Consider the following 19,008-nt stretch of genomic DNA (forward strand, 5'->3'; position numbering starts at 1 on the left):
TCTACCGGTCCAGCGCCGCCGGGCGTCCCCGTGGCGCCGGCGGCGCGGGCACGCCCGGGCAGGCGTGCGGCGGGGCCGCCGCGCCGGGCGGGTGCGCGCGCTCCAGCCACTCGCGGTAGGCCGGCGCCTCGTAGGCCGCCGTCCAGTAGGCCTCCTCCAACTCCGGGTAGGCGTCGTCCAGGTCGGCCTCGGTACGGGCCGCCAGCAGCAGGCGTACGCCGATCGGGTCGCCCTCGAGGGGGCGGATCGCGAGGTCGGGGCGGGGATGGGCGGTGGCCTGGCTGACCGTGACCACTTCACCGGTGGCGGCCAGCGAGTACGCGGTGAGGTAGTCGCCGTGCAGCATCTCGCACTCCAGGCCCGCGGCGCGCAGCACCCGGCACAGGGCGTCCCACTCGCCGTCGACCGTGGAGTCGACCATCCAGCGGTCGCCGGCCAGGTCGGCGAGCCGCACCACCCGCCATGACGCCGCCGGATGGTCCGCGGCGAGCGTGACGAACTGCGGCTCCCGCTCGACCAGTACGCGCACGCACAGGCCGGGCGGCACACGCAGCGGGCTGCCCTCGACCTCGTGCACGAAGGCCATGTCGAGCCGGCCCGCGGCGACCATGTCCAGCAGGGCGTTGGCGGACACGTTCATCTGCAGCGTCGGTTCGATCCGCGGTACGCGCGCCCTCAGCAGGCGCAGCCAGCCCGGTATGGCCCGGCTCGCCGTGGCGCCGATGCGGAGCTGGAAACCGCCGGCGGCGCGGGCGGCCGCCGCCCTGGTCTCGGTGACGATCGCCGCGAACTCCGCCAGCAGCGGCCTGGCCCGGCTCAGCACGGCCAGGCCCAGCGGGGTGGGGCGGCAGCCGGTCCGGGCGCGTACGAAGAGCTGGGCACCGAGCGCTCGCTCGATGCGCCGCAGCTGAGTGCTCAACGACGGCTGGGCCAGGCCGAGTTCCCGTGCCGCTTTGTGCAGGCTGCCGGTGTCGGCGATGGCGCAGAGAACGCGCAGATGCCTCACCTCGAGCTCCATGGGGGGAGCGTAGGTCCGCGCGCGGCACCGCACCAGACGTTCAAGTTCCAACGAAAGCGGACGAGTCGGCCCGCGATAGCCCCGCACTATCCCGAGTTGCCATCATCCGCCGTCCCGTCTGCCTGTCCGAGACTCACTGGCAACTCACCGTTCAACCCCACAGGACGAGTAGGAGCCCCCACATGGCGTCGTTCCGCACCCCCGACGGGCCGAAGAACTCCCGCAGACTCGTGGCCCTGGCCCTCGGTCTCGGTCTGGCCTCCGCCGCGCTGGGCACCGCCGGCCCGGCCGGCGCCCAGGACACCGCCGCGGCGCCCGCCCGTACCGCCTCCGCCGCCTCCGCCGCCTCCGCCGGCTATGTCGGCACGGCGGCCGAGCAGGCGGGCAGCAAGGCGTTCTTCGACGCCGTGCTGAAGTCGGTCGCCAAGAGGCAGGCCGCGCAGCCTTCCCTGAAGGCGGTGACCGTCTACTACAACGCCTCGCAGGCGCCGAGCTTCCGCTCCCAGATATCGAGCGCCGCCTCCATCTGGAACAGCTCCGTGTCGAACGTCAAGCTGCAGGCGACCTCGGGCAGCGGCGACTTCGCCTACTACGAGGGCAACGACTCGCGCGGGTCGTACGCCTCCACCGACGGGCACGGCAGCGGCTACATCTTCCTGGACTACGCGCAGAACCGGCAGTACGACTCCATCCGGGTCACCGCCCACGAGACCGGTCACGTGCTGGGTCTGCCGGACCACTACAGCGGCCCGTGCAGCGAGCTGATGTCGGGCGGCGGCCCCGGCCCGTCCTGCACCAACCGGTACCCGAACGCCACCGAGCGCTCCCGGGTCAACCAGCTGTGGGCCAACGGCCTCGCCCGGGCCCTGGCGCAGGTGGCCGCCGAGCGCTGACCCCGGTGAGCGTGACGGGCTGAGCTCCCCCACGGCCCAGCCCGTCACCGCGGTACGGACCGCGGCGCCGGCCCGCGGTCCGTACCGCAGACCGGGGGCGCGCCGAGGGGCTCGGCCTTCGTCCGTGGAAGGCCGAGCCCCTCGGCGCGCTCGCAGGGCCGTGCCGTTCGCGGCGGGACCTGGCGCCCGCACCGCCTGGCGCGGTCGCGCGGCCCCCGCCGCACGGTGTGTTGCGGCGACCCGTCAGATGCGGCCCTGGGTGAGGCGCGTGAGGGGTCCGTGGGTGTGGCGCTCGGCCCGGCGGCCCACCGCGTACGACGCGGCGGTCAGCGCGGTGAGGCCGGCCCCGACCCCGGCGGCGACCAGCTTCCGCCGGGCGACCACCGTCCAGGCCGTCCTGGCGGTGGCCGCGACCCGGCCCGATGCGGTGACCAGCGCCCGACGGCCCGACTCGACGCTCCGGGCGGCGGTGCGGGCGGCCGCGCCCGTCGTCTCGGCCGCACGTCCGGCGCCCGCCTTCACGGCGGAGGCCGCGTCGTCGGAGGCCGCCGCGGCCTTGTCCGCGGCGCGACCGGCCGGCGCCGTCGCCTTGTCGGCCGTCCGCCGGGCCTTCGAGGCGGTCGCCTGATCCCGTGCGGACTTCTGACTCGTCCCGTTGTTCGATGCAGTCATGGGCTTCGCGTTGCCCGCCCCGGCACGGGCAAACGTGTCGGTCCCCCGGCCCCGCCGGGCCGCGTCCCCGAGGCCGGTCCCCGGCCGGCGGCCGTGCGGCGACGCCCGAACTCCCCGACGGCGCACGCCGTTCGGCACGCGGCGGGGCGGACGCACCGGCGCCGGGGGCGGGGACGGCCACCGCCACCGGGGCGCGCGGTCCCCTGTTCACAGCTCCACGGCGACGCTCCACACCAGCGCCGCGAGGCTCACCGGCAGGGCCAGCAGCATCACGAGGAAGGCCGCGCCGGACAGCTGAGCCGGGTCCTGACGCCCCGCCTCCCGCCAGCGCCCGTTGCTCCAGGCCACGGCCACGAAGAGGACGGGCATCAGCCAGTACGGGCCGTCGTGCCGGTACAGCTGCACCGCGCCCACCGCCAGGCAGAGGAACGCGAAACCGGCGATGTGGGCGGGCTTGATCCCGTAGAGCGTCACCTGTCGTACTCCTTCCGTCGTTCACGGGCGTGCGTTCCGCGCGGACGGGAGCGCTCAGGGGCCGCCGTATCCGGCCGTCTCGTCCTCGACGTCCTCGGTCGCGTACAGGGAGGGCCCCAGGCGCCGCGCCAGCTCGTCGCCGAAGAGCCGCGTGCGGGTCACGGCGCCGTCGTCCGCCACCGTCAGCCGCGCGTAGAAGGCCGCGGTCGTCCAGTCGCCGGGATGGTGGTGGTAGAGCTCGACGGCGTCGTGCGGATACTCGTCGCGCAGCCGGGCGACCGCCTCCTCGTACGCCCACGCGCCGGGACCGCTGATCACCGCCGCCACCCGGCCGGGTCCCCGGCGCCACACCCGCAGGTGCGTGCCGCGCACTGCGCCGGCCGCCTGCCACGGGTCCTCGTCGCGGACCAGTACCGGAAAGCCGTCTTCGTCGGCCATGTCCCAACCCCCCGTCACCGCCCGGCCGTCGGTGTGCCGAACCACCATGCCAGAGCGACGGCGCCGGGGGCGACCACCGCGACGTCCCCGCACGGAGCTGCGCCGCGCGCGGACCACCCGGGGCCGGAGGGCTGGATCGCCGGAGACCGGGTACACGCGGTGTCACAGGACCTGGAAGGAGCAGGGACCCCGGACGGAAGGATCGTCGTGTCCGCAGTGATCGAACGGATCAAGCAGTTCGCGAGAAGTCCGCAGGGCAGGCGCACGATGGAACAGGCGCGCCGCGCGGCCGCCGACCCCCGCCGCCGCGCCCAGGCCCAGCGGCTCCTCGAGAAGCTGCGCACCCGCCGGTGACGGCGCGCTCCGGCGCACGAGGCAGCCCCGTCCGGTGATCACGCCGGACGGGGCTCGGCGTGTGCGGGCCGTGCGGACGGTCCGGTGCGGGCGGGGCGGGTGCCGCCGGTGCGGCGGGCCGCCGCAGGGGACGCCTCCCGGCGGCGGTGACGCGGCCGGACGCGGACCCGACCGGGGCGCACCGCCCCTTCCGGCCGTTCTCATGGGTACCCGGACACGGTCAGGACTGACAAGGAAGAGGTTCAAACAGTGGACGGATCGTCCCTCCGGGCAGTGGGCTGGGCACGCTCACTGCCGCTGAACAGCGAGGTCAAAGCGGCACGGGACTGGGCGCGCGAGCACCTGCAGACCCTGGGCTGGGCCTCCCGCAGCCCCGAGACGGTGGACGCGATCCTGCTGACCGTCTCGGAACTCGTGACCAACGCCTACACCCACGCGCACAGCGACGCGCAGTTGATCATGACGTGGGACAACCGCTGTCTGCACATCGCCGTCCACGACGCCTCCAGCGCCCTGCCGTCGCCCCGCCCGCCGAGCACCGAACGCGACGGGGGACGGGGCATGTTCCTCGTCGACGCCTTGGCCGACACGTGGGAGACCCGCCCCTGCCCCCACGGCAAGACCGTCACCGCCTGCTTCCGCCCGCCCGAGGAGACGGGGCCGGGCCCGCACCGCGACGGGGCGCGGACGGAACGCTGACGGCACGGGGCGGCCGCCCACGGGCCGGCGGCCGCCCGGCCGGACCGTCGCGGCGCGCGGCGGCGCGGCCCGGGCCCTGCCGCCCGGACCGTAGCCGCCCCGGGCGGCGCCGGTCGTCCGGGACGCCGTCCTCAGTGGCGCAGGCCGCCGCCGGGAGCCGGGGCGCCGCCGGTGCCGCGGAACGCGCCCACGGCGTCCCGGACAGTGGGATAGAGCGGGAAGATCTGGTCGAGCCCGGCCACGCGGAACAGCTCGGCCAGCCCCGGGCTGAGTCCGGCGACGACGAGCGGGGAGCCCGCCGCCTCGGCGCGGTGGTAGGTGGTGATGATCACGGTCATGCCCGTGGAGTCGCAGTACTGGACGCCGGAGAGATCGGCGATGAGCCCGGTGCCGGGGGTGCGCAGCACCTCCTCGACGGCCTGGCGCAGCGCGGGACCCGTGTAGTGGTCCAGCTCTCCGGTGACGGACAGCACCACGGCCCCCGAGGCGTCGTGCTGGGTGGTGATGGCGAGAGCGCCCTCTATCTCGGCCACGGTTTCCTTCTGTGCGACGAGGTCGGCGGGGCAGCGGGACCTGCATACCCCCACCAAGTGCCCAAAGGGCAGCATTATCCTAGGGGCCCACCGGCTCGCGCGGGCGGGACCCGGTTCTCTCGGGGCCCCGGGCCTCCCGGCGGCCGTCCGCGGGGGACGGGCGACCGGCGTCGCGGCGGCGGGCGCGTCCTCCGCCGCGCCGGTGCGGGCCGGGGCGCGGCGGGCGGTGTCCTGCGCACGGGGCCGCGTGGACGCGCCCCCGCAGGGTGACGGCCTCAGGGGCCGGCGGATACGGAAGGGTGTCGCATGGCGCGTGCGGACGACGCTGGGCACATGCCGTCCACGGCGGCCGGGGGCGGCGTCTTCGCCGCCGACCGCGAGGTGGGAAGGGACCTGGCCGAGGTGGACTGGGCGGCCACGCCCCTGGGTCCGCCGGAGGGCTGGCCGCAGAGCCTGCAGACCGCGGTGAGCATCCTGCTCTCCTCCCGGTTCCCCATGTGGATGGCCTGGGGCGAGGAGCTGACCTTCTTCTGCAACGCCGCCTACCGGCGGGACACGCTGGGCCGCAAGTACCCGTGGGCGCTGGGCCGTCCGGCGAGCGAGGTGTGGGCGGAGATCTGGGACGACATCGGGCCGCGCATCGACACCGTGCTCGGCACCGGGCAGGCCACCTGGGACGAGGGGCTGCTGCTGTTCCTGGAGCGCTCCGGCTACAGCGAGGAGACGTACCACACGTTCTCCTACAGCCCGCTCCGGGACGACGGCGGTGACGTCGTGGGCATGCTGTGCGTGGTCAGCGAGGACACCGAGCGGGTGATCGGCGAGCGGCGGATGGCCACGCTGCGGGACCTGGGATCCGACCCGAGCGTCATCCGCACCGAGCAGGAGGTGCTGGCCTTCGCCGACCTGCAGCTGAGCCGCAACCGGCAGGATCTGCCGTTCACCCTGACCTACCTGTTCGACGACGGGACCGCCCGGCTCGCCGGTGCGACCGGCATCCCCCCGGGGCATCCGGCCGCACCCGCCGTCCTCGCCGCGGACGACACCGACCCGGTGTGGCCCGCGGCGGCTCTGGCCTCCGGTGAGGCGCGGCTGGTGCCGCTGGCCGGGGAGGCGTTCGCCGATCTGCCCGCCGGCGACTGGCCGGAGCCGCCCCGGCAGGCACTCGTGGTCCCGCTGCTGCAGCAGGGCAGCGCGCCCTACGGCTTCCTGGTGGCGGCGCTCAACCGGTACCGGGTGCTGGACGAGGGGTACCGGGGCTTCGTGGAGCTGACCGCGGGCCACATCGCCTCCGGCATCGGCAGCGCCCGCAGCTACGAGGCGCAGCAGCGGCGGGCGGAGGAGCTGGCCGAACTGGACCGGGCCAAGACCGCCTTCTTCTCCAACATCAGCCACGAGTTCCGCACCCCGCTGACCCTGATCATGGGGCCGCTGGAGGAGCTGCGCGCCCGGTTCGCCGGCGGGGACGGACAGGTGCGGCGGGAACTCGACGTCATCCACCGCAACGGGCTGCGGCTGGGCAGGCTGGTCAACACACTGCTGGACTTCTCCCGCATCGAGGCCGGCCGCATGCAGGCGCGGTACGAGCCGGTCGATCTGGCCGTGGTCACCGCCGAGCTGGCCAGCGTCTTCCGCTCGGCCGTCGAGAAGGCCGGGCTGGCCTTCCACGTGGACTGTCCGCCGCTCGGCGAGCCGGTCCACGTCGACCGCTCCATGTGGGAGAAGGTGGTCCTGAACCTGCTGAGCAACGCGCTGAAGTTCACCTTCGAGGGTTCGATCCGGGTCGCCGTGCGCGCGGCGGGCGCGCACGCCGTGGTCACCGTGGCCGACACCGGCATCGGTGTGCCCGAGGCGGAGATGCCCCGCCTGTTCGAGCGCTTCCACCGCATCGAGAACGCCCGGTCCCGCTCGAACGAGGGCAGCGGCATCGGGCTGGCCCTGGTGCAGGAGCTCGTCGCTCTGCACGGCGGCTCCATCACGGCCGAGAGCACCGAGGGCGTGGGCACCGCGTTCACCCTCCGCATCCCGTTCGGGACGGCCCACCTGCCGGCCGACGCGGTGGTGGCGGAGGCGGGCAGCGCCGTGGCCTCCGCGACCGCCGACCCGTACGTCCAGGAAGCCCTGCGCTGGCTGCCGGGCGCCGCACGGTCCGCCGAGGAGACCGTGGTGCGCGGGGACACGGGGGCCGCCGCCCTCGACAGCCCGGGCCGGACGGCGCGGGCCCGGGTGCTGGTCGCCGACGACAACGCCGACATGCGCGAGTACCTCGCGCGCATCCTGGCCGCCTCGGGCTACGACGCCGTGACCGTCTGCGACGGGGCCGAGGCCCTGGACGCCGTCCACCGCGGCGCCTACGACCTGGTCGTCAGCGATGTGATGATGCCCCGGCTGGACGGGCTGGAGCTGGTGGCGCGGCTGCGCGGCCATCCGCGTACCGCGTCCGTGCCGGTGCTGCTGCTGTCGGCGCGGGCCGGGCAGGAGGCGTCGATCGAGGGCCTGGAGGCAGGCGCCGACGACTACCTGGTCAAGCCGTTCGCGGCGGCCGAGTTCCTGGCCCGGGTCCGCGCGAACGTCGACATGGCACGCCTGCGCACCCATCACGCCCGCTGGCGCACCGCGCTCATCGACTCCCTCCAGGAGGCGTTCTTCGTCTGCGACGACTCCGGGGCCGTCGTGGAGATCAACGCGGCGTTCACCGGCATCCTCGGCTACGGGCCCGAGGGCCTGCCGTACCGGCCGGTCCACCCCTGGTGGCCGGACGCCGACGCCGATCCCGAGGCGCACCGGCAGGTCGAGGAGGCCTTCCGCGACCTGGTCGCCGACGCCCGGGGCTCCTGCACCGTCCCTGTCGTCCACCGCGACGGCCACCGGCTGTGGGTGACCGCGAGCTTCAACAAGGCCCAGGACCCCGACACCGGGCGCGTGGTCACGGTGGGCACCTTCCGGGACGTCACCGCCGAGCACTACGCCGTCCAGCGGGAGACGGCACTCGCCGCGCTGAGCACCGCCCTGTCCCGGGCCGCCAGTCTGCCCGAGGCGCTCTTCGCCGCCCTGCGCGAACTGCAGACCCTGTGGCACGCGCGGAGCGTCCTGGCCGCCGTCTTCGGCCGGGAGGACGTGCCGGCGCTCACGGCCACCGAGGCCGGTCTGCGGTGGGAGGACCTGCCCGCCGACCGCCGTGAGGCGCTGGACGGCCTGCGCCGCCGGACCCCGCTCACCCCGGTCCCCGCGCAGACCGGCGCGGGCGTCCTGCTGGAGCACCCGTGCGGCCCCCTCGCCGTCTGGATCGACCTGGGCGAACACCGGCCCTTCACCCCGGAGGACCAGCTGCTGCTGTCCCTGCTGGCCGGCCACCTCGCCCAGGGTTTGGTGCGGGCGCACCAGATCGACCAGCAGCGCGAGACGGCCATCGCGCTGCAGCGCGCCATCCTCGGGCCGGACCGGCTGCCGACGGGCTTCGCCGTCCGGTACGAACCCGCCACCCCGCCCCTGGAGGTGGGCGGCGACTGGTGGGACACCGTCCCGCTGCCGGACGGGCGGATCGGCATCGTCGTCGGCGACTGCGTCGGCCGCGGTCTGGAGGCGGCCAGCGTGATGGGGCAGCTGCGCAGCGCCTGCCGCGCCCTGCTGCTGCAGGACGCGAGTCCCGCGCGGACGCTGATGGCCCTCGACCAGTTCGCCGCCGGCGTCCCGGGCGCGGCCTGCACCACCGTCTTCTGCGGCACCCTCGACCCCGGGACCGGGGAGCTGACGTACTCCAGCGCCGGCCATCCGCCGGGGGTCCTCGCCCACCCCGACGGCAGCACCCGGCTCCTGGACGACAACCGCTCCCTGCCGCTCGCCGTGCGCCCCGGCAGGCAGCGGCCCGAGGGCACGTGCACGCTGCCGGCGCGGGGCACGCTGCTGCTCTACACCGACGGCCTGGTCGAACGCCGTCGCCGCTCCCTGCGGGACGGCATCGAGCAGGCGGGCGCGGCCGTGCAGGAGGGCCGCGGCGAGCCCGTCGACGACCTCGCCGCCCGCGTCCTGTCCGGGCTCGCGCCGGCCGACGGCTACGACGACGACGTCGCCCTGCTGCTGTACCGCCATCCGGCGCCGCTGGAGGTGGCCTTCCCGGCCGAGTCGGCGCGGCTGGCGCCGGTACGCAAGGCGCTGCGCGACTGGCTCGCCCTGTGCGACCTGGCCCCGGGAACCGTGCAGAACGTCCTCGTCGCCGCCGGGGAGGCGTGCGCCAACGCCATCGAACACGGCCACCGGCACTCCCCCGGCGGGACCGTCCGCCTGCGCGCCGAGGCCTTCGCCGACCGGCTGCGGCTGACGGTCGCCGACAGCGGGCGGTGGAAGCACCCGCAGCCGGGGAGCGAACCCCACCGCGGCCGGGGGGTCGCCCTGATGCGGGCCCTGATGCAGCAGGTCACCATCGTTCCCGGTCCGTCCGGCACCACCGTCGACATGCAGATGAGGATCGCCTGATGTCCACTCCTCTCACCCTCACCCCCGGTCGGCGCCCGGACGGAACGCGTCAGCTCACCGCCGCCGGTGAGATCGACATGAGCAACGCGGGCTCCCTCGCGAAGGCCCTGGAGGCCGCCGAGGGGCCGGTCGTGCTGGACCTGACCGGCGTGGAGTATCTCGACAGCGCCGGGCTGAGCGTGCTGTTCGCGCACGCGGACCGCCTGGAGCTCGTCGCCACGCCCCTGCTGGAGCCCGTGCTCACCGTCTCGGGCCTGTCCGCGCTGACCACCGTCCACGGCCCGGACCCCGGTGAGGAGCCGCCGCGGTGAACGCGGGACGGCCGCCCCGGCACCGGGCTGCGGGGCGGGGGCTGTCTCGGGTGGAGCGGTGCGGCCGCGGCGACGGCCGGCGCCGGGTGTTCAGGAGACGGCCGGGCCGCCGTCGGGGCGGAGGGTGAAGACCTGGTCGAGGCCGACGATGCCGAGGACGCGCCGCAGGGCGGGCGGCACGGCGGACAGGGCGATGTCGGCGCCGGCGGCCTGCGCGTACTGGCGTGCGGCGAGCAGGGTGGTGATGCCGGTGGAGTCGCAGTACTCCAGGCCGGACAGGTCGAGCGTCAGGCACTGTCCCGGCCGCAGGGAGACCTCCTCGATCCGCCGGCGCAGAGCGGCGGCCTGGTCGTAGTCGAGTTCTCCGGTCACGTGCAGGACGGGCCCGGTGGCGGTGGCGCGGTGTGTGATGTTCAGCGGGGTCATCGTGGGTCGTTCGTTGCCGGGTCGACGGGTGCCGGGACGCCGAGGGCGAGCAGGGCGGTGTCGTCGTTGAGACCGTCGCCGAAGCTCTCCAGCAGGTCGGACAGCGCGCTGATCACGGTGCCGGGAGTCGGGGCGGCGTGTTCGGCGGCGAAGGCGAGCAGGGCGTCCTCGCCGTACAGGGTCTCACCGGTCAGGCCGGTGCGGGCCTCGGTGAGGCCGTCGGTGTAGAGCAGGAGGGTGTCGCCGGGGGCCAGCACGGCCGTGGCGGTCACGAAGGGCGCGGCGGGCAGGACGCCGACGAGGAGACCTCCCGGGGTGGGCAGGAACTCCGCCCGTCCGCCCGCCCGCATCACGAGCGCCGGCGGGTGGCCGCCGGAGCCGAGGCGGACCGCCACCCGGCCGTCCTCGCCGGGTTCCAGGACGCCGAAGATGCAGGTGCAGTAGCGGGGGTCTCCGCCGGCCGTGTACCGCTCGTGCAGGACGACGTTCAGCGTGCTGAGCGCGGCTTCCGGGTCGGGGTCGTGGTAGGCGGCGGCGCGCAGCGTGTAGCGGGTCAGCGAGGTCAGGGCGGCGGCCTGGGGGCCCTTGCCGCACACGTCGCCGAGGAAGAAGGCCCACCGGCCGCCGTCGATGGGGAACAGGTCGTAGAAGTCGCCGCCGAGCTGGTCGGGGGAGGCCGTGTGGTAGTAGACGGCCGTCTCCAGTCCGGGCAGCGCCGGCAGGGTGTGGGGGAGCAGGGACTGCTGCAGCACGGCGAGCGCGTCGGCCAGCCGTTCCCGGTCGGCCTCGGCCTGGCGGCGGGCCCGTTCCGCCTCGGCACGTGCCTGCTCCGCCTCCGCACGGGCCTGCTCGGCCTCCGCGCGTGCCCGTTCGGCGTCCTGGCGGCGGCGCAGCAGCTCCTCCTCGTAGGAGCGCCGGTCGGAGGCGTCGAAGACGGTGGTGCGGATCAGCAGCGGGTCGCCCTCCGTGCCGTGCTTGATCACGGAGGAGACCAGTACCGGCAGCCGGCCGCCCTTCGCCGTCTTCATCTCCAGGGCGATGCCGCGCAGCTCGCCCTGCATGCGCAGCAGCGGGGCGAAGTGCGTCTCGTGGTACAGCTTGCCGCCGACCGTCAGCAGGTCGGCGAAGCGCATGCGCCCCACCACGTCCGCGCGTTCCAGGCCCAGCCAGTCCAGCAGCGTGTTGTTGACCTTGGCTATGGTGCCGTCCATCAGTGTGGACAGATAGCCGCAGGGCGCCGACTCGTACAGATCTTCCGCGCTGTCCTCCAAAAGGGCGGTGAAGGCCGCGTCGGTGGCCTCCTCGTCACCAGTCTCGGACGGCTCGGGCACGCCGTCCACACGGCACATCACGACCCGGCCGCCAGGAAGCCGAGGATGGCCTGCGCCGTGGCCTCCGGGGCGCTGAGCTGCGGGCAGTGGCCCGTGGCATCGAGGGTGACCAGGCGGGAGCCGGGGATCGCGGCGTGCACGTAGGCGCCGACCTCACGGGGGGCGATCACGTCCTGGGCGCACTCCAGCACCAGGGTCGGCACGGTCACGCTCTTGAGGTCGTCCCGGCTGTCGGTCAGGAACGTGGTGCGGGCGAAGACCCGGGCGATGTCGGGATCGGTGGCGCAGAAGCTGTTGGTCAGCTCCTGCCCCAGCTCCGGACGGTCCGGGTTGCCCATGATCACCGGGGCCATGGCGGAGGACCAGCCCAGGTAGTTCGACTCCAGGGAGCCGAGCAGCTCCTCGATGTCGGCGGCGGTGAAGCCGCCGCGGTAGCCCTCGTCGTCGATGTAGCACGGGGAGGGCGCCACCATCACCAGCGACCCGATCCGCTCGGGCGCGGCGTTCGCCGCCAGCACCCCGACCATGGCGCTGACCGAGTGCCCGACGAACGCCGCGCCCTCCAGGTCCAGCGCCGCGCAGACCTCGACCACGTCCTGGGCGTAGCCGTCCAGCGAGGAGTACCGCTCCTCGCTCCAGGCGGACAGGTCGGAACCGCCGGAGCCCACGTAGTCGAACAGCACCACCCGGTACCGTTCGGCCAGCGCCGGTACGACCAGGCGCCACATGTTCTGGTCGCACCCGAACCCGTGCGCGAGCACCACCACCGGCGCGTCGGCCGGGCCGGTGACCGTCACATTGTTCCTTCGGCGGATATCCATACCGGCCATCCTCGCACCTCGTGCGAGCGGTCCCGCTCGCGGGCCGCCGGGACGCGTGCCCGGCCGGGGCCGCCCGCTCGGGGGCCGGGGCCGCCGGGAGCCTCCCGGAAGCCCGCCCCCGCCCGCCACCGGACCGGCCCGCAGCCGACGGGCGGGCCGCCGGGGCCCGCCACCGGACCGGTCCGCCGCGGGCACCGGCTGGCCGGTCCCCGGACCGGGCCCCCGCCGTGTGACACGTGCTCCGCGCGTGGTTCCCGCGGCCCTCGCCAGGTGATAGACACAGCGGGATCACAGTTCCTGTCCGCCAGCAGGAAGGTTGCTGCCGCATGTCTGCAACACGCCGCCAGGTCCTGGCCGGAGCGAGTGCGCTGGGGGCGGGCATCGCCTTCACCGGGGCCCTGTCCGAGCTCTTCGCGGGCACCGCCGCCGCGCAGGACCTGGGCCGCACCGGCTACGGCCCGCTCGTCCCCGACCCGCACGGACTGCTCGACCTGCCGAAAGGTTTCCGCTACACGGTGCTCTCCCGCGAGGGCGACCGGCTCCGCTCCGGGGAGGGCAGCGTCCCCTCGCACCACGACGGCATGGCCGCCTTCGCCGGCAGCGGGGGCCGCACGCACCTCGTCCGCAACCACGAGAACCGCGTCACCGCGAAGATCCCGGTCCCGTCCGTCAGCGGCCTCACCTACGACCCGGCGGGCAAGGGCGGCTGCACGGCCCTGACGGTCGACGCGGGCCACCGGGTCCTGTCCGAACGGGTCGCCATCGCCGGTACGGCCGTCAACTGCGCGGGCGGCCGAACGCCCTGGGACACCTGGCTCACCTGCGAGGAGACCGAGGACAGGGCGGGCGTCAACGGCTACACCGAGGACCACGGCTTCATCTTCGAGGTCCACCCCACCGACCCGCACCGCACCGGCGCGGTCCCGCTCACCGCGATGGGCCGCTTCCAGCACGAGGCGGTCGCGATCGACCCGCGCACCGGCATCGTCTACGAGACGGAGGACGCCTTCGAGAAGCCGTTCGGCCTCTTCTACCGATTCCTCCCGCACCGGCCGCTCGGCGGCGTCGGGTCACTGCGCGCGGGCGGCCGGCTCCAGGCGATGCGGGTGCCCGGCGTGCCGGACCTGTCGACGATCCAGGAGACCGGGGCGCACTTCGACGGCGTGGCGTGGGTGGACGTACCCGACCCGCTGGCCGCCACCGTCCCCACCCGGCTGCAGGACTACGGCCCCGGCGGCATCACCCACGCGCAGAAGCTGGAGGGCTGCTACTGGGGCGGCCGCTGTGTGTACTTCGTGTCGTCCTTCGCCCGCAGCGCGGACGGCTCCGCGGCCGACCACTACGGCCAGATCTGGCGCTACGATCCCGCGCGCCGCCGGCTGACCCTGGTCGTCGTGTTCGGCCCGGACACCGATGTGCGGCTGCCCGGCGAGTCCCCGGACAACATCTGCCTCGCGCCCGGCGGCGGCCTGATGGTGTGCGAGGACGGCAACGGCGCTCAGCACGTCTTCGGCGTGACCCGCACGGGCGAGGTGTACCCGCTGGCGCGGGGCCGCCAGAACATCGGGACGGCCGAGGAGCCCGAGTGGGGCGAGTTCGCCGGGGTCACCTTCTCCCCCGACGGCGGGACGATGTACGTCAACTGCTACACACCCGGCACCACGTTCGCGGTGACCGGCCCGTGGCGCAGATAGCAGCCCGCGTGCGGGGCGGGGCGCCCGTCCCTCGCCCCGGCACGCGCTCGGCGATCCGGTCCGGCTGCGGGCCGTCCGCTGCCCGACGGGCCGGGACCGCCATCGGCGCCGTGGGCATCCTCGTCCGACCCGGCGCCGACCGCGGAGACGGACACCTAGGACTGCTCGGCGTGGGCGCTCGCCGTGGGCCCGGCCATGTCCGCCCGGCGACGCGTCCCGGCCTCCCACAGGCACCACGTCGTCCACAGCAGCAGGACGAGGAAGACGGCGAGCAGGCCCAGCAGCGTCACCGTCTGCCGTGCCGACCCGTCGTCCCGGACCATGGCCAGCACCAGGCAGAGGGACCAGGCGGCCACCCCGCCCGCGTACACGGCCCTGAGCTGTCGCAGTTGCCTCAGCGAACCCATCGTCACCCTTCCGTACCGTGCCGTCGCGCCTTGCCCTGCCGATACCCCCGGACGGCGATTTCACCGCACGTCCCGGCGCCGTTTCCCGGCCCGTCGGCGCGGCCTGCGGAACCGCCCCGCCGCCGCGGCGGGTTCCCGGGCCGTGCCGTTCACTCACACGGGTCGTTCTCACCGGCGGGTCGCGGCCCGCGCGCATGACCGGCCGCCGGACGGTGAGACATCGGACATGGACGAAGCGACACCGGGCAGCCCGCTGCCGGCCCCCCGCCGCCCGGCCGGTTCCGACGTGGTGTTCACGGCGGACTTCACCTCGGCGGCCCAGTGGGTCGCGGGGCGTTCCTGGGCCTATCCGGGAGGCGGCCCGGTCAACCCGGACGACAACAAACTGGACTACCTGGTCCCGGACCCCGAGTACAGCCGCTCGGGGGTCTTCCGGGCCACCCGCCGGCCGGACGGGAGGTGGAACACGGGCCTGCTGACCACCGAGGGCAGCAGGGAGGGTTTCACCGTCCGGCCGGGAGACGTGCTGGAGGCCCGCGTCCGGCTGCCGCGGGAGATCGGCGCCTGGCCGGCCGTCTGGACATGGCGGGACGGCGACCAGGAGATCGACGTCTTCGAGTACCACCCGGACAACCCCGACCTGCTCGAGTTCACCAACCACGTGCGCGGCGCCAACCGCTACCACCGCGACGACGCCGTCCGCCCCGGCGCCTGGGTGGACCTGCGTACCGAGTTCGGCACGCACTCCGTGGTGTGGTGGCTGAACGGGAAGCGGGTCTTCGCGGACGGACGGGGCGTGGGACATGCCTGGCGGGCGTATCTGATCGTCAACCTCTCGGTGTGCGCCGGGCGTTACCACCCGGCGCCCGCCCCCGGCACCACCGAGATGTCGTACGAGGTGAGCGGCCTGGTGGTACGGCGTCCGTCCGCGGGCGGCGCCGCGCGGAGCGGGGCGGCCGCCGCCGAGGATCCCGGGACGGCGTCCGCGGCGGGCGAGGGCGGGCGACGGCCGGCCGGCCCGTGACGTGCCGCCGGTTCGGGGGGCCGGCGCGCCGGGGCGGGTGCGGTGCACGTCGTCAGCCGTGCGAGACCGTCAGTCCGTAGAAGGCGACGCGGGCTCCCTTCGTGGTGCTGTCCGACGACGACTGGTTGTACGAGCCCGCCTTGAAGTACTGCTTGTACGGCTTGAAGGACGACGGGATGGCGTAGTGGGTGGTGGTGCCGTTGACGGTCAGGTCGATGGTGTCGCCGCCGGAGACGGCGATGGTGTAGCTCCAGGTCCTGCCGATCGGCACGTGTCCCACCGTGTGCGGCGTCTGGCCGCCGGACGGGGAGTTCTCGGTGCCCAGCACGATGTCGCCGTCGGCGTGCTGGTACAGCTCGAGCAGCGGTTTGGTGGAGGAGCCCCCGCTGCCGAGGTGGATCTGGCCCACGCAGACGCTGGAGGTCACCGAGACCACGCGCAGCGTCGCGCTCATCCGGTGGGCGCCGCTCAGGGGCCAGTCGGCGGCGCTGCCGTCGCGGTTCATCTCGCGCAGCTCCGAGCGGGCGTAACGGGAGTTGGGCGTGGTGACCCCCTTCTCCGGCGCCCAGAAGGTCATCGCGCCGTCGCGCGTGTCGGTGGAGAAGTACGCGTCCTGGTAGCCGTCGGGTCCCCTGAGGCGGGAGGAGGGGATGGTGCGGTGAGTGCTGCGGGACAAGTCCCCCGACGAGCTGGAGGGTGGGGGGAGGAGACAGACCGGCGTTCAGCATGCTGAACAGCGAGCGCATCCTTGGATGGCTGGTGACCCGTGAACATAAAGGTCTGAACCAAAGCCGTCAAGGGGCCTGCGGGCGGGCGGAGTCAGCGCTCGCGCGGGGGGAGGCCGGCCAGGCCGGTGTCGGACATGACGCGGTCGACCGTCCGCCCCAGTGGACTGCCGGCGCCGATCACGGTCTCCGCACCGCCGGGCAACAGGTCCAGGGGCCGGTACCAGTCGCGCAGCTCCGCCTCGCCGTACGCGCTCATCTGCGGCTTGGTGGCGTGCCGGACGAGCGTCTCCTCGAACGGCACGTCCAGGTAGTAGCAGTGGGTCGGGCCGCGGTGGTCGGCGCACAGCCGGGTGAGCATCTCGCCGTAGTGGGCGGCGTAGAGGATGCCTTCGACGACGACGTGGAAACCGGCGTCCAGGGCGTGACGGGCCGTCAGGTCGATCAGCCCGATGTTCGCGGCGCCGGGCCGGTCGCGTTCGCGCAGCACGACGCGGCGCAGATTGTCCTGGCCGACCAGGGCCACACCGCGGCCGAACCGCTCCCGGACGCCCGCCGCGACGGACGACTTGCCCGAGGCGCTGTTGCCCCGCAGCACGACGAGCCGGGTCTCCTCGGTGCCCACCCTCACAGCCGGCACGCTACCCACCGCCGGGCCGCGGCACACGCCGGGCGGCAGAGCCATCAGGGTGGACCCGGCCCGTGTCGGGCGGCCGCCGGCGGCCCCGGTTGGCCATGCTGGGCCGATAGGGCCCCCTTGGCGGCGAGGAGCACGGTATGCGGACGGACCCGGTCGAACGATTCCTGGCGGCCCTGGACCCCGGCCACCGGGAGGCCGTCGGCGCGAAGCCGCGCGAGGAACAGGAACAGCTCGCCGCGGCCTGGGAGCGGGAACTGGAAGCGGACGACGAGCTGGACATCCTCGACGAGCTGTCCCCGGCGGCGGCGGAGGCGGAGGCGGCACGCCGCGTCATGGACCGCGACGCCGGCTAGGGCGTGTCTCTTCGGCGAGCCACACGCGGCCACCAAGGGCCTCGGCCGATCGGGTACGCCGGCCCCCGTCCGTGCCGTGCGCGGACTCGGACCGCGCGTCTTCCCGCATCCACCACGCCGCGAGCGGACCCATCGGCACCCCTTCCCTGTACCGTGTGGCGCATGGAGCCCGTCACCGTGTCGATCGACGTGCCGCAGGCGCCCGAGCAGGTCTACGACTTCCTCGACGTCATGGCTCACCACCAGCGGTTCACGGACCACTACCTGACCGACTGGCGCTACAGCGGCCCCGCCCGCGGCGTCGGATCGTGTGCCACGGTCACCGCCGCGCTGGCCGGCACGAGGACCGACGTGGCCATCGAGGTCGTCGAGGCCCAGGCACCGCGGCGCATCGTCGAGCGCAACGTCAGCGCGGCCGGCCGGCGCGTGGCCCACGGCGTCTACACCATCGAACCGCTGCGGGACGGCGGGAGCCGGGTCGCGTTCACCTACGCCTGGTCACGCGCCCCGGTCGCCGACCGCCTGCTGGCGCCCGTCGTCCGGGCCACGATGCGGCGCGCCAACCGCACGGTCATGCGACGGCTGGCCGCCGAGTTGGCCCGCCACGCGTCCGCCGCCGGATCCTGACCCCGGTACCGGGCCGGACAGCATCCGAGCGGGCGCACGCGGGGCGGGCGTACGCCGGGCGGGCGGCGTACGCCCTTCCCGTCGGTCAGGTCGCGCAGGCCGGTACGCCGTCCAGCCAGGCGGGGCCCTGGATGTAGATGTTGGTGACCCAGGCGCGGTAGTCGGGGAGGTAGGACCAGGCGTCGTTCGTGTAGCCCTCGGCGGTGACGACTTCGGCGTGCTTCTGGCAGGCGACGCGGACGGTCGTGGGGCCGGGGAAGGCGTAGACGCGGGCCGCCCTGGTGGAGGGCTGGGCCTTGGTCCACACGCCGGTGCCCCAGGTGCGCACGACGGGGCCTTCGACGGTTCCGGTGTCGACGCGGACGGCGCCGAAGTAGTCGCCGCCGAGACGGACGTCGCTGACCATCAGCCTGGTGCCGGACTGGCGCGCCTCCACCATCCTGCCCTCGCCGAGGTAGAGGGCGACGTGGTGCAGGTGCGCGGAGGTGCCCCAGGCGAGCAGGTCGCCGGGGCGCAGCGGGGCCAGCCCCTCGGCCGCGGTGAAGCGGGCGGCGGTGCGGTGGGTGTAGTACTGGGCGCTGGCGTCCCCGTCGAGGATGTCGGCGCCGGTGGCCCGGGCATAGGCGTGGCGGACCAGGCCGGAGCAGTCGAAGCCGAGGCGTTCGGGGTCGTGTTCGCTGGCCGGGTCGGTCGGGTCCACGTGCCCGTAGGTGGGGCCGGGCTGGGGTCCGTGGCCGCCGCCCCAGGTGTACCAGACGCCGGCCGCGACCTGGGCGCAGGCGGCGTCGACGGCCCGTTCGGCCGCGGCGGAGGCGCCCGGCGCGAGGACGCCGCAGCCGGCCGCCGCGGCGGCCGGCCGGGTGAGCCGGTCGACGGCGAGTGCCGCCGGGGTGAGGAGCAGAGCTGTCAGCAGGGTGATGAGTGTGCCGATGGCGCCGGTTCGGCGGAGCATACCGGTACCCCCGTTCCGTGATCCGGTCCTCCGCCGGTTCCGCCGGGGAGGAGGAAGAAGTGGTGCGGCCCCAGCCTTCCGGGGCGAGGGGCGCCGGTCGAGCAGTCCGCGCGGGCCTGTTGCGAAGGGCAACGGGAAACCCC

Annotated in this window: 21 protein-coding genes; 9 read left to right on the forward strand and 12 right to left on the reverse strand. The window is 74.6% G+C overall.

Annotated features, from left to right (window positions below; translation table 11 throughout):
* Window position 1 precedes the first annotated feature (1 nt).
* Window positions 2-1,018: a LysR family transcriptional regulator gene (locus tag ABZ261_RS11185; protein ID WP_356857696.1), complete on the reverse strand. Its 1,017-nt coding sequence runs from the start codon at window positions 1,016-1,018 to the stop codon at window positions 2-4.
* A 182-nt stretch (window positions 1,019-1,200) separates the two neighbouring features.
* Here ABZ261_RS11185 and snpA point away from each other — a divergent pair, with 182 nt between their 5' ends.
* On the forward strand, window positions 1,201-1,911 hold the full coding sequence (snpA, locus tag ABZ261_RS11190; RefSeq protein WP_356857698.1) for a snapalysin: 711 nt from the start codon (window positions 1,201-1,203) through the stop codon (window positions 1,909-1,911).
* Between the two features lie 243 nt (window positions 1,912-2,154).
* Here snpA and ABZ261_RS11195 read toward each other — a convergent pair whose 3' ends face one another.
* The 3 genes from ABZ261_RS11195 to ABZ261_RS11205 all read right to left on the reverse strand — a co-directional run bounded on the left by ABZ261_RS11195 (window position 2,155) and on the right by ABZ261_RS11205 (window position 3,495).
* Window positions 2,155-2,583 carry a hypothetical protein gene (locus ABZ261_RS11195; protein ID WP_356857700.1) on the reverse strand — a complete coding sequence of 143 codons (429 nt, stop codon included), beginning with the start codon at window positions 2,581-2,583 and terminating at the stop codon, window positions 2,155-2,157.
* A 207-nt stretch (window positions 2,584-2,790) separates the two neighbouring features.
* Window positions 2,791-3,057 carry a hypothetical protein gene (locus tag ABZ261_RS11200; protein WP_356857702.1) on the reverse strand — a complete coding sequence of 89 codons (267 nt, stop codon included), beginning with the start codon at window positions 3,055-3,057 and terminating at the stop codon, window positions 2,791-2,793.
* A 54-nt stretch (window positions 3,058-3,111) separates the two neighbouring features.
* A complete protein-coding gene (locus tag ABZ261_RS11205) occupies window positions 3,112-3,495 on the reverse strand; it encodes a hypothetical protein (RefSeq protein WP_356857704.1) in 384 nt (127 codons plus the stop codon).
* Window positions 3,496-3,702: 207 nt separating this feature from the next.
* Between ABZ261_RS11205 and ABZ261_RS11210 the strand changes: the two genes are divergently transcribed.
* The gene (locus ABZ261_RS11210) at window positions 3,703-3,849 is read left to right on the forward strand and encodes a hypothetical protein (RefSeq protein ID WP_356857706.1); all 147 of its coding nucleotides are present in this window, start codon (window positions 3,703-3,705) and stop codon (window positions 3,847-3,849) included.
* Window positions 3,850-4,098: 249 nt separating this feature from the next.
* Window positions 4,099-4,548: an ATP-binding protein gene (locus ABZ261_RS11215; protein WP_356857708.1), complete on the forward strand. Its 450-nt coding sequence runs from the start codon at window positions 4,099-4,101 to the stop codon at window positions 4,546-4,548.
* Between the two features lie 131 nt (window positions 4,549-4,679).
* On the opposite strand, the gene ABZ261_RS11220 is transcribed toward ABZ261_RS11215, so the two are convergent.
* Window positions 4,680-5,081 carry an STAS domain-containing protein gene (locus ABZ261_RS11220; RefSeq protein ID WP_356857710.1) on the reverse strand — a complete coding sequence of 134 codons (402 nt, stop codon included), beginning with the start codon at window positions 5,079-5,081 and terminating at the stop codon, window positions 4,680-4,682.
* Window positions 5,082-5,387: 306 nt separating this feature from the next.
* Here ABZ261_RS11220 and ABZ261_RS11225 point away from each other — a divergent pair, with 306 nt between their 5' ends.
* Together ABZ261_RS11225 and ABZ261_RS11230 are read left to right on the forward strand one after the other, a co-directional pair.
* Window positions 5,388-9,554: a SpoIIE family protein phosphatase gene (locus ABZ261_RS11225; RefSeq protein ID WP_356857712.1), complete on the forward strand. Its 4,167-nt coding sequence runs from the start codon at window positions 5,388-5,390 to the stop codon at window positions 9,552-9,554.
* Window positions 9,554-9,865, forward strand: coding sequence for an STAS domain-containing protein (locus tag ABZ261_RS11230; RefSeq protein ID WP_356857714.1), 312 nt, complete (start codon window positions 9,554-9,556; stop codon window positions 9,863-9,865). Before ABZ261_RS11225 ends, ABZ261_RS11230 begins: the two co-directional genes overlap by 1 nt.
* Before the next feature lie 90 nt (window positions 9,866-9,955).
* Here ABZ261_RS11230 and ABZ261_RS11235 read toward each other — a convergent pair whose 3' ends face one another.
* From ABZ261_RS11235 to ABZ261_RS11245, 3 genes are read right to left on the reverse strand one after another with little or no spacing between them, the layout of a single operon-like run.
* Window positions 9,956-10,291 carry an STAS domain-containing protein gene (locus ABZ261_RS11235; protein ID WP_356857716.1) on the reverse strand — a complete coding sequence of 112 codons (336 nt, stop codon included), beginning with the start codon at window positions 10,289-10,291 and terminating at the stop codon, window positions 9,956-9,958.
* Window positions 10,288-11,640 carry a SpoIIE family protein phosphatase gene (locus ABZ261_RS11240; protein ID WP_356857717.1) on the reverse strand — a complete coding sequence of 451 codons (1,353 nt, stop codon included), beginning with the start codon at window positions 11,638-11,640 and terminating at the stop codon, window positions 10,288-10,290. The genes ABZ261_RS11235 and ABZ261_RS11240 overlap by 4 nt, the downstream gene beginning before the upstream one ends.
* On the reverse strand, window positions 11,640-12,443 hold the full coding sequence (locus ABZ261_RS11245) for an alpha/beta hydrolase (protein WP_356857719.1): 804 nt from the start codon (window positions 12,441-12,443) through the stop codon (window positions 11,640-11,642). Before ABZ261_RS11245 ends, ABZ261_RS11240 begins: the two co-directional genes overlap by 1 nt.
* A gap of 326 nt (window positions 12,444-12,769) precedes the next feature.
* Between ABZ261_RS11245 and ABZ261_RS11250 the strand changes: the two genes are divergently transcribed.
* Entirely contained in the window at window positions 12,770-14,137 is a 1,368-nt protein-coding gene (locus tag ABZ261_RS11250) for an alkaline phosphatase PhoX (protein ID WP_356857721.1), read from the forward strand.
* A 155-nt stretch (window positions 14,138-14,292) separates the two neighbouring features.
* Here the strand turns inward: ABZ261_RS11250 and ABZ261_RS11255 are convergent, their stop codons facing one another.
* Entirely contained in the window at window positions 14,293-14,544 is a 252-nt protein-coding gene (locus ABZ261_RS11255) for a hypothetical protein (protein ID WP_356857723.1), read from the reverse strand.
* 226 nt (window positions 14,545-14,770) lie between these two features.
* Here ABZ261_RS11255 and ABZ261_RS11260 point away from each other — a divergent pair, with 226 nt between their 5' ends.
* Window positions 14,771-15,568, forward strand: a complete 798-nt coding sequence (locus tag ABZ261_RS11260) for a family 16 glycosylhydrolase (protein WP_356857725.1) — start codon at window positions 14,771-14,773, stop codon at window positions 15,566-15,568.
* A gap of 52 nt (window positions 15,569-15,620) precedes the next feature.
* On the opposite strand, the gene ABZ261_RS11265 is transcribed toward ABZ261_RS11260, so the two are convergent.
* Together ABZ261_RS11265 and ABZ261_RS11270 are read right to left on the reverse strand one after the other, a co-directional pair.
* The gene (locus ABZ261_RS11265) at window positions 15,621-16,244 is read right to left on the reverse strand and encodes a polysaccharide lyase family 7 protein (RefSeq protein WP_356857727.1); all 624 of its coding nucleotides are present in this window, start codon (window positions 16,242-16,244) and stop codon (window positions 15,621-15,623) included.
* Window positions 16,245-16,387: 143 nt separating this feature from the next.
* Window positions 16,388-16,933 (reverse strand): AAA family ATPase, encoded by a 546-nt coding sequence (locus ABZ261_RS11270; RefSeq protein WP_356857729.1) that lies wholly within the window; start codon window positions 16,931-16,933, stop codon window positions 16,388-16,390.
* Between the two features lie 137 nt (window positions 16,934-17,070).
* Here ABZ261_RS11270 and ABZ261_RS11275 point away from each other — a divergent pair, with 137 nt between their 5' ends.
* Complete coding sequence (locus tag ABZ261_RS11275) at window positions 17,071-17,286, forward strand: hypothetical protein (protein ID WP_356857731.1); 216 nt, start codon at window positions 17,071-17,073, stop codon at window positions 17,284-17,286.
* A 162-nt stretch (window positions 17,287-17,448) separates the two neighbouring features.
* Complete coding sequence (locus tag ABZ261_RS11280) at window positions 17,449-17,913, forward strand: SRPBCC family protein (protein WP_356857733.1); 465 nt, start codon at window positions 17,449-17,451, stop codon at window positions 17,911-17,913.
* 85 nt (window positions 17,914-17,998) lie between these two features.
* On the opposite strand, the gene ABZ261_RS11285 is transcribed toward ABZ261_RS11280, so the two are convergent.
* Entirely contained in the window at window positions 17,999-18,865 is an 867-nt protein-coding gene (locus ABZ261_RS11285; RefSeq protein WP_356857735.1) for an NlpC/P60 family protein, read from the reverse strand.
* Window positions 18,866-19,008 lie beyond the last annotated feature (143 nt).

The sequence above is a fragment of the Streptomyces sp. NPDC006193 genome (genome assembly GCF_040613915.1).
Lineage (GTDB): Bacteria > Actinomycetota > Actinomycetes > Streptomycetales > Streptomycetaceae > Streptomyces.

Excerpts from the sequence above, each read along its gene's own strand:
- ABZ261_RS11185 (WP_356857696.1), bottom strand. The coding sequence starts at position 1,018 with ATGGAGCTCGAGGTGAGGCATCTGCGCGTTCTCTGCGCCATCGCCGAC.
- ABZ261_RS11275 (WP_356857731.1), top strand. The coding sequence starts at position 17,071 with ATGCGGACGGACCCGGTCGAACGATTCCTGGCGGCCCTGGACCCCGGC.
- ABZ261_RS11225 (WP_356857712.1), top strand. The coding sequence starts at position 5,388 with ATGGCGCGTGCGGACGACGCTGGGCACATGCCGTCCACGGCGGCCGGG.
- ABZ261_RS11240 (WP_356857717.1), bottom strand. The coding sequence starts at position 11,640 with ATGTGCCGTGTGGACGGCGTGCCCGAGCCGTCCGAGACTGGTGACGAG.
- ABZ261_RS11260 (WP_356857725.1), top strand. The coding sequence starts at position 14,771 with ATGGACGAAGCGACACCGGGCAGCCCGCTGCCGGCCCCCCGCCGCCCG.
- ABZ261_RS11285 (WP_356857735.1), bottom strand. The coding sequence starts at position 18,865 with ATGCTCCGCCGAACCGGCGCCATCGGCACACTCATCACCCTGCTGACA.
- ABZ261_RS11250 (WP_356857721.1), top strand. The coding sequence starts at position 12,770 with ATGTCTGCAACACGCCGCCAGGTCCTGGCCGGAGCGAGTGCGCTGGGG.
- ABZ261_RS11205 (WP_356857704.1), bottom strand. The coding sequence starts at position 3,495 with ATGGCCGACGAAGACGGCTTTCCGGTACTGGTCCGCGACGAGGACCCG.
- ABZ261_RS11230 (WP_356857714.1), top strand. The coding sequence starts at position 9,554 with ATGTCCACTCCTCTCACCCTCACCCCCGGTCGGCGCCCGGACGGAACG.
- ABZ261_RS11195 (WP_356857700.1), bottom strand. The coding sequence starts at position 2,583 with ATGACTGCATCGAACAACGGGACGAGTCAGAAGTCCGCACGGGATCAG.
- ABZ261_RS11245 (WP_356857719.1), bottom strand. The coding sequence starts at position 12,443 with ATGGATATCCGCCGAAGGAACAATGTGACGGTCACCGGCCCGGCCGAC.
- ABZ261_RS11280 (WP_356857733.1), top strand. The coding sequence starts at position 17,449 with ATGGAGCCCGTCACCGTGTCGATCGACGTGCCGCAGGCGCCCGAGCAG.
- ABZ261_RS11235 (WP_356857716.1), bottom strand. The coding sequence starts at position 10,291 with ATGACCCCGCTGAACATCACACACCGCGCCACCGCCACCGGGCCCGTC.
- snpA (WP_356857698.1), top strand. The coding sequence starts at position 1,201 with ATGGCGTCGTTCCGCACCCCCGACGGGCCGAAGAACTCCCGCAGACTC.
- ABZ261_RS11255 (WP_356857723.1), bottom strand. The coding sequence starts at position 14,544 with ATGGGTTCGCTGAGGCAACTGCGACAGCTCAGGGCCGTGTACGCGGGC.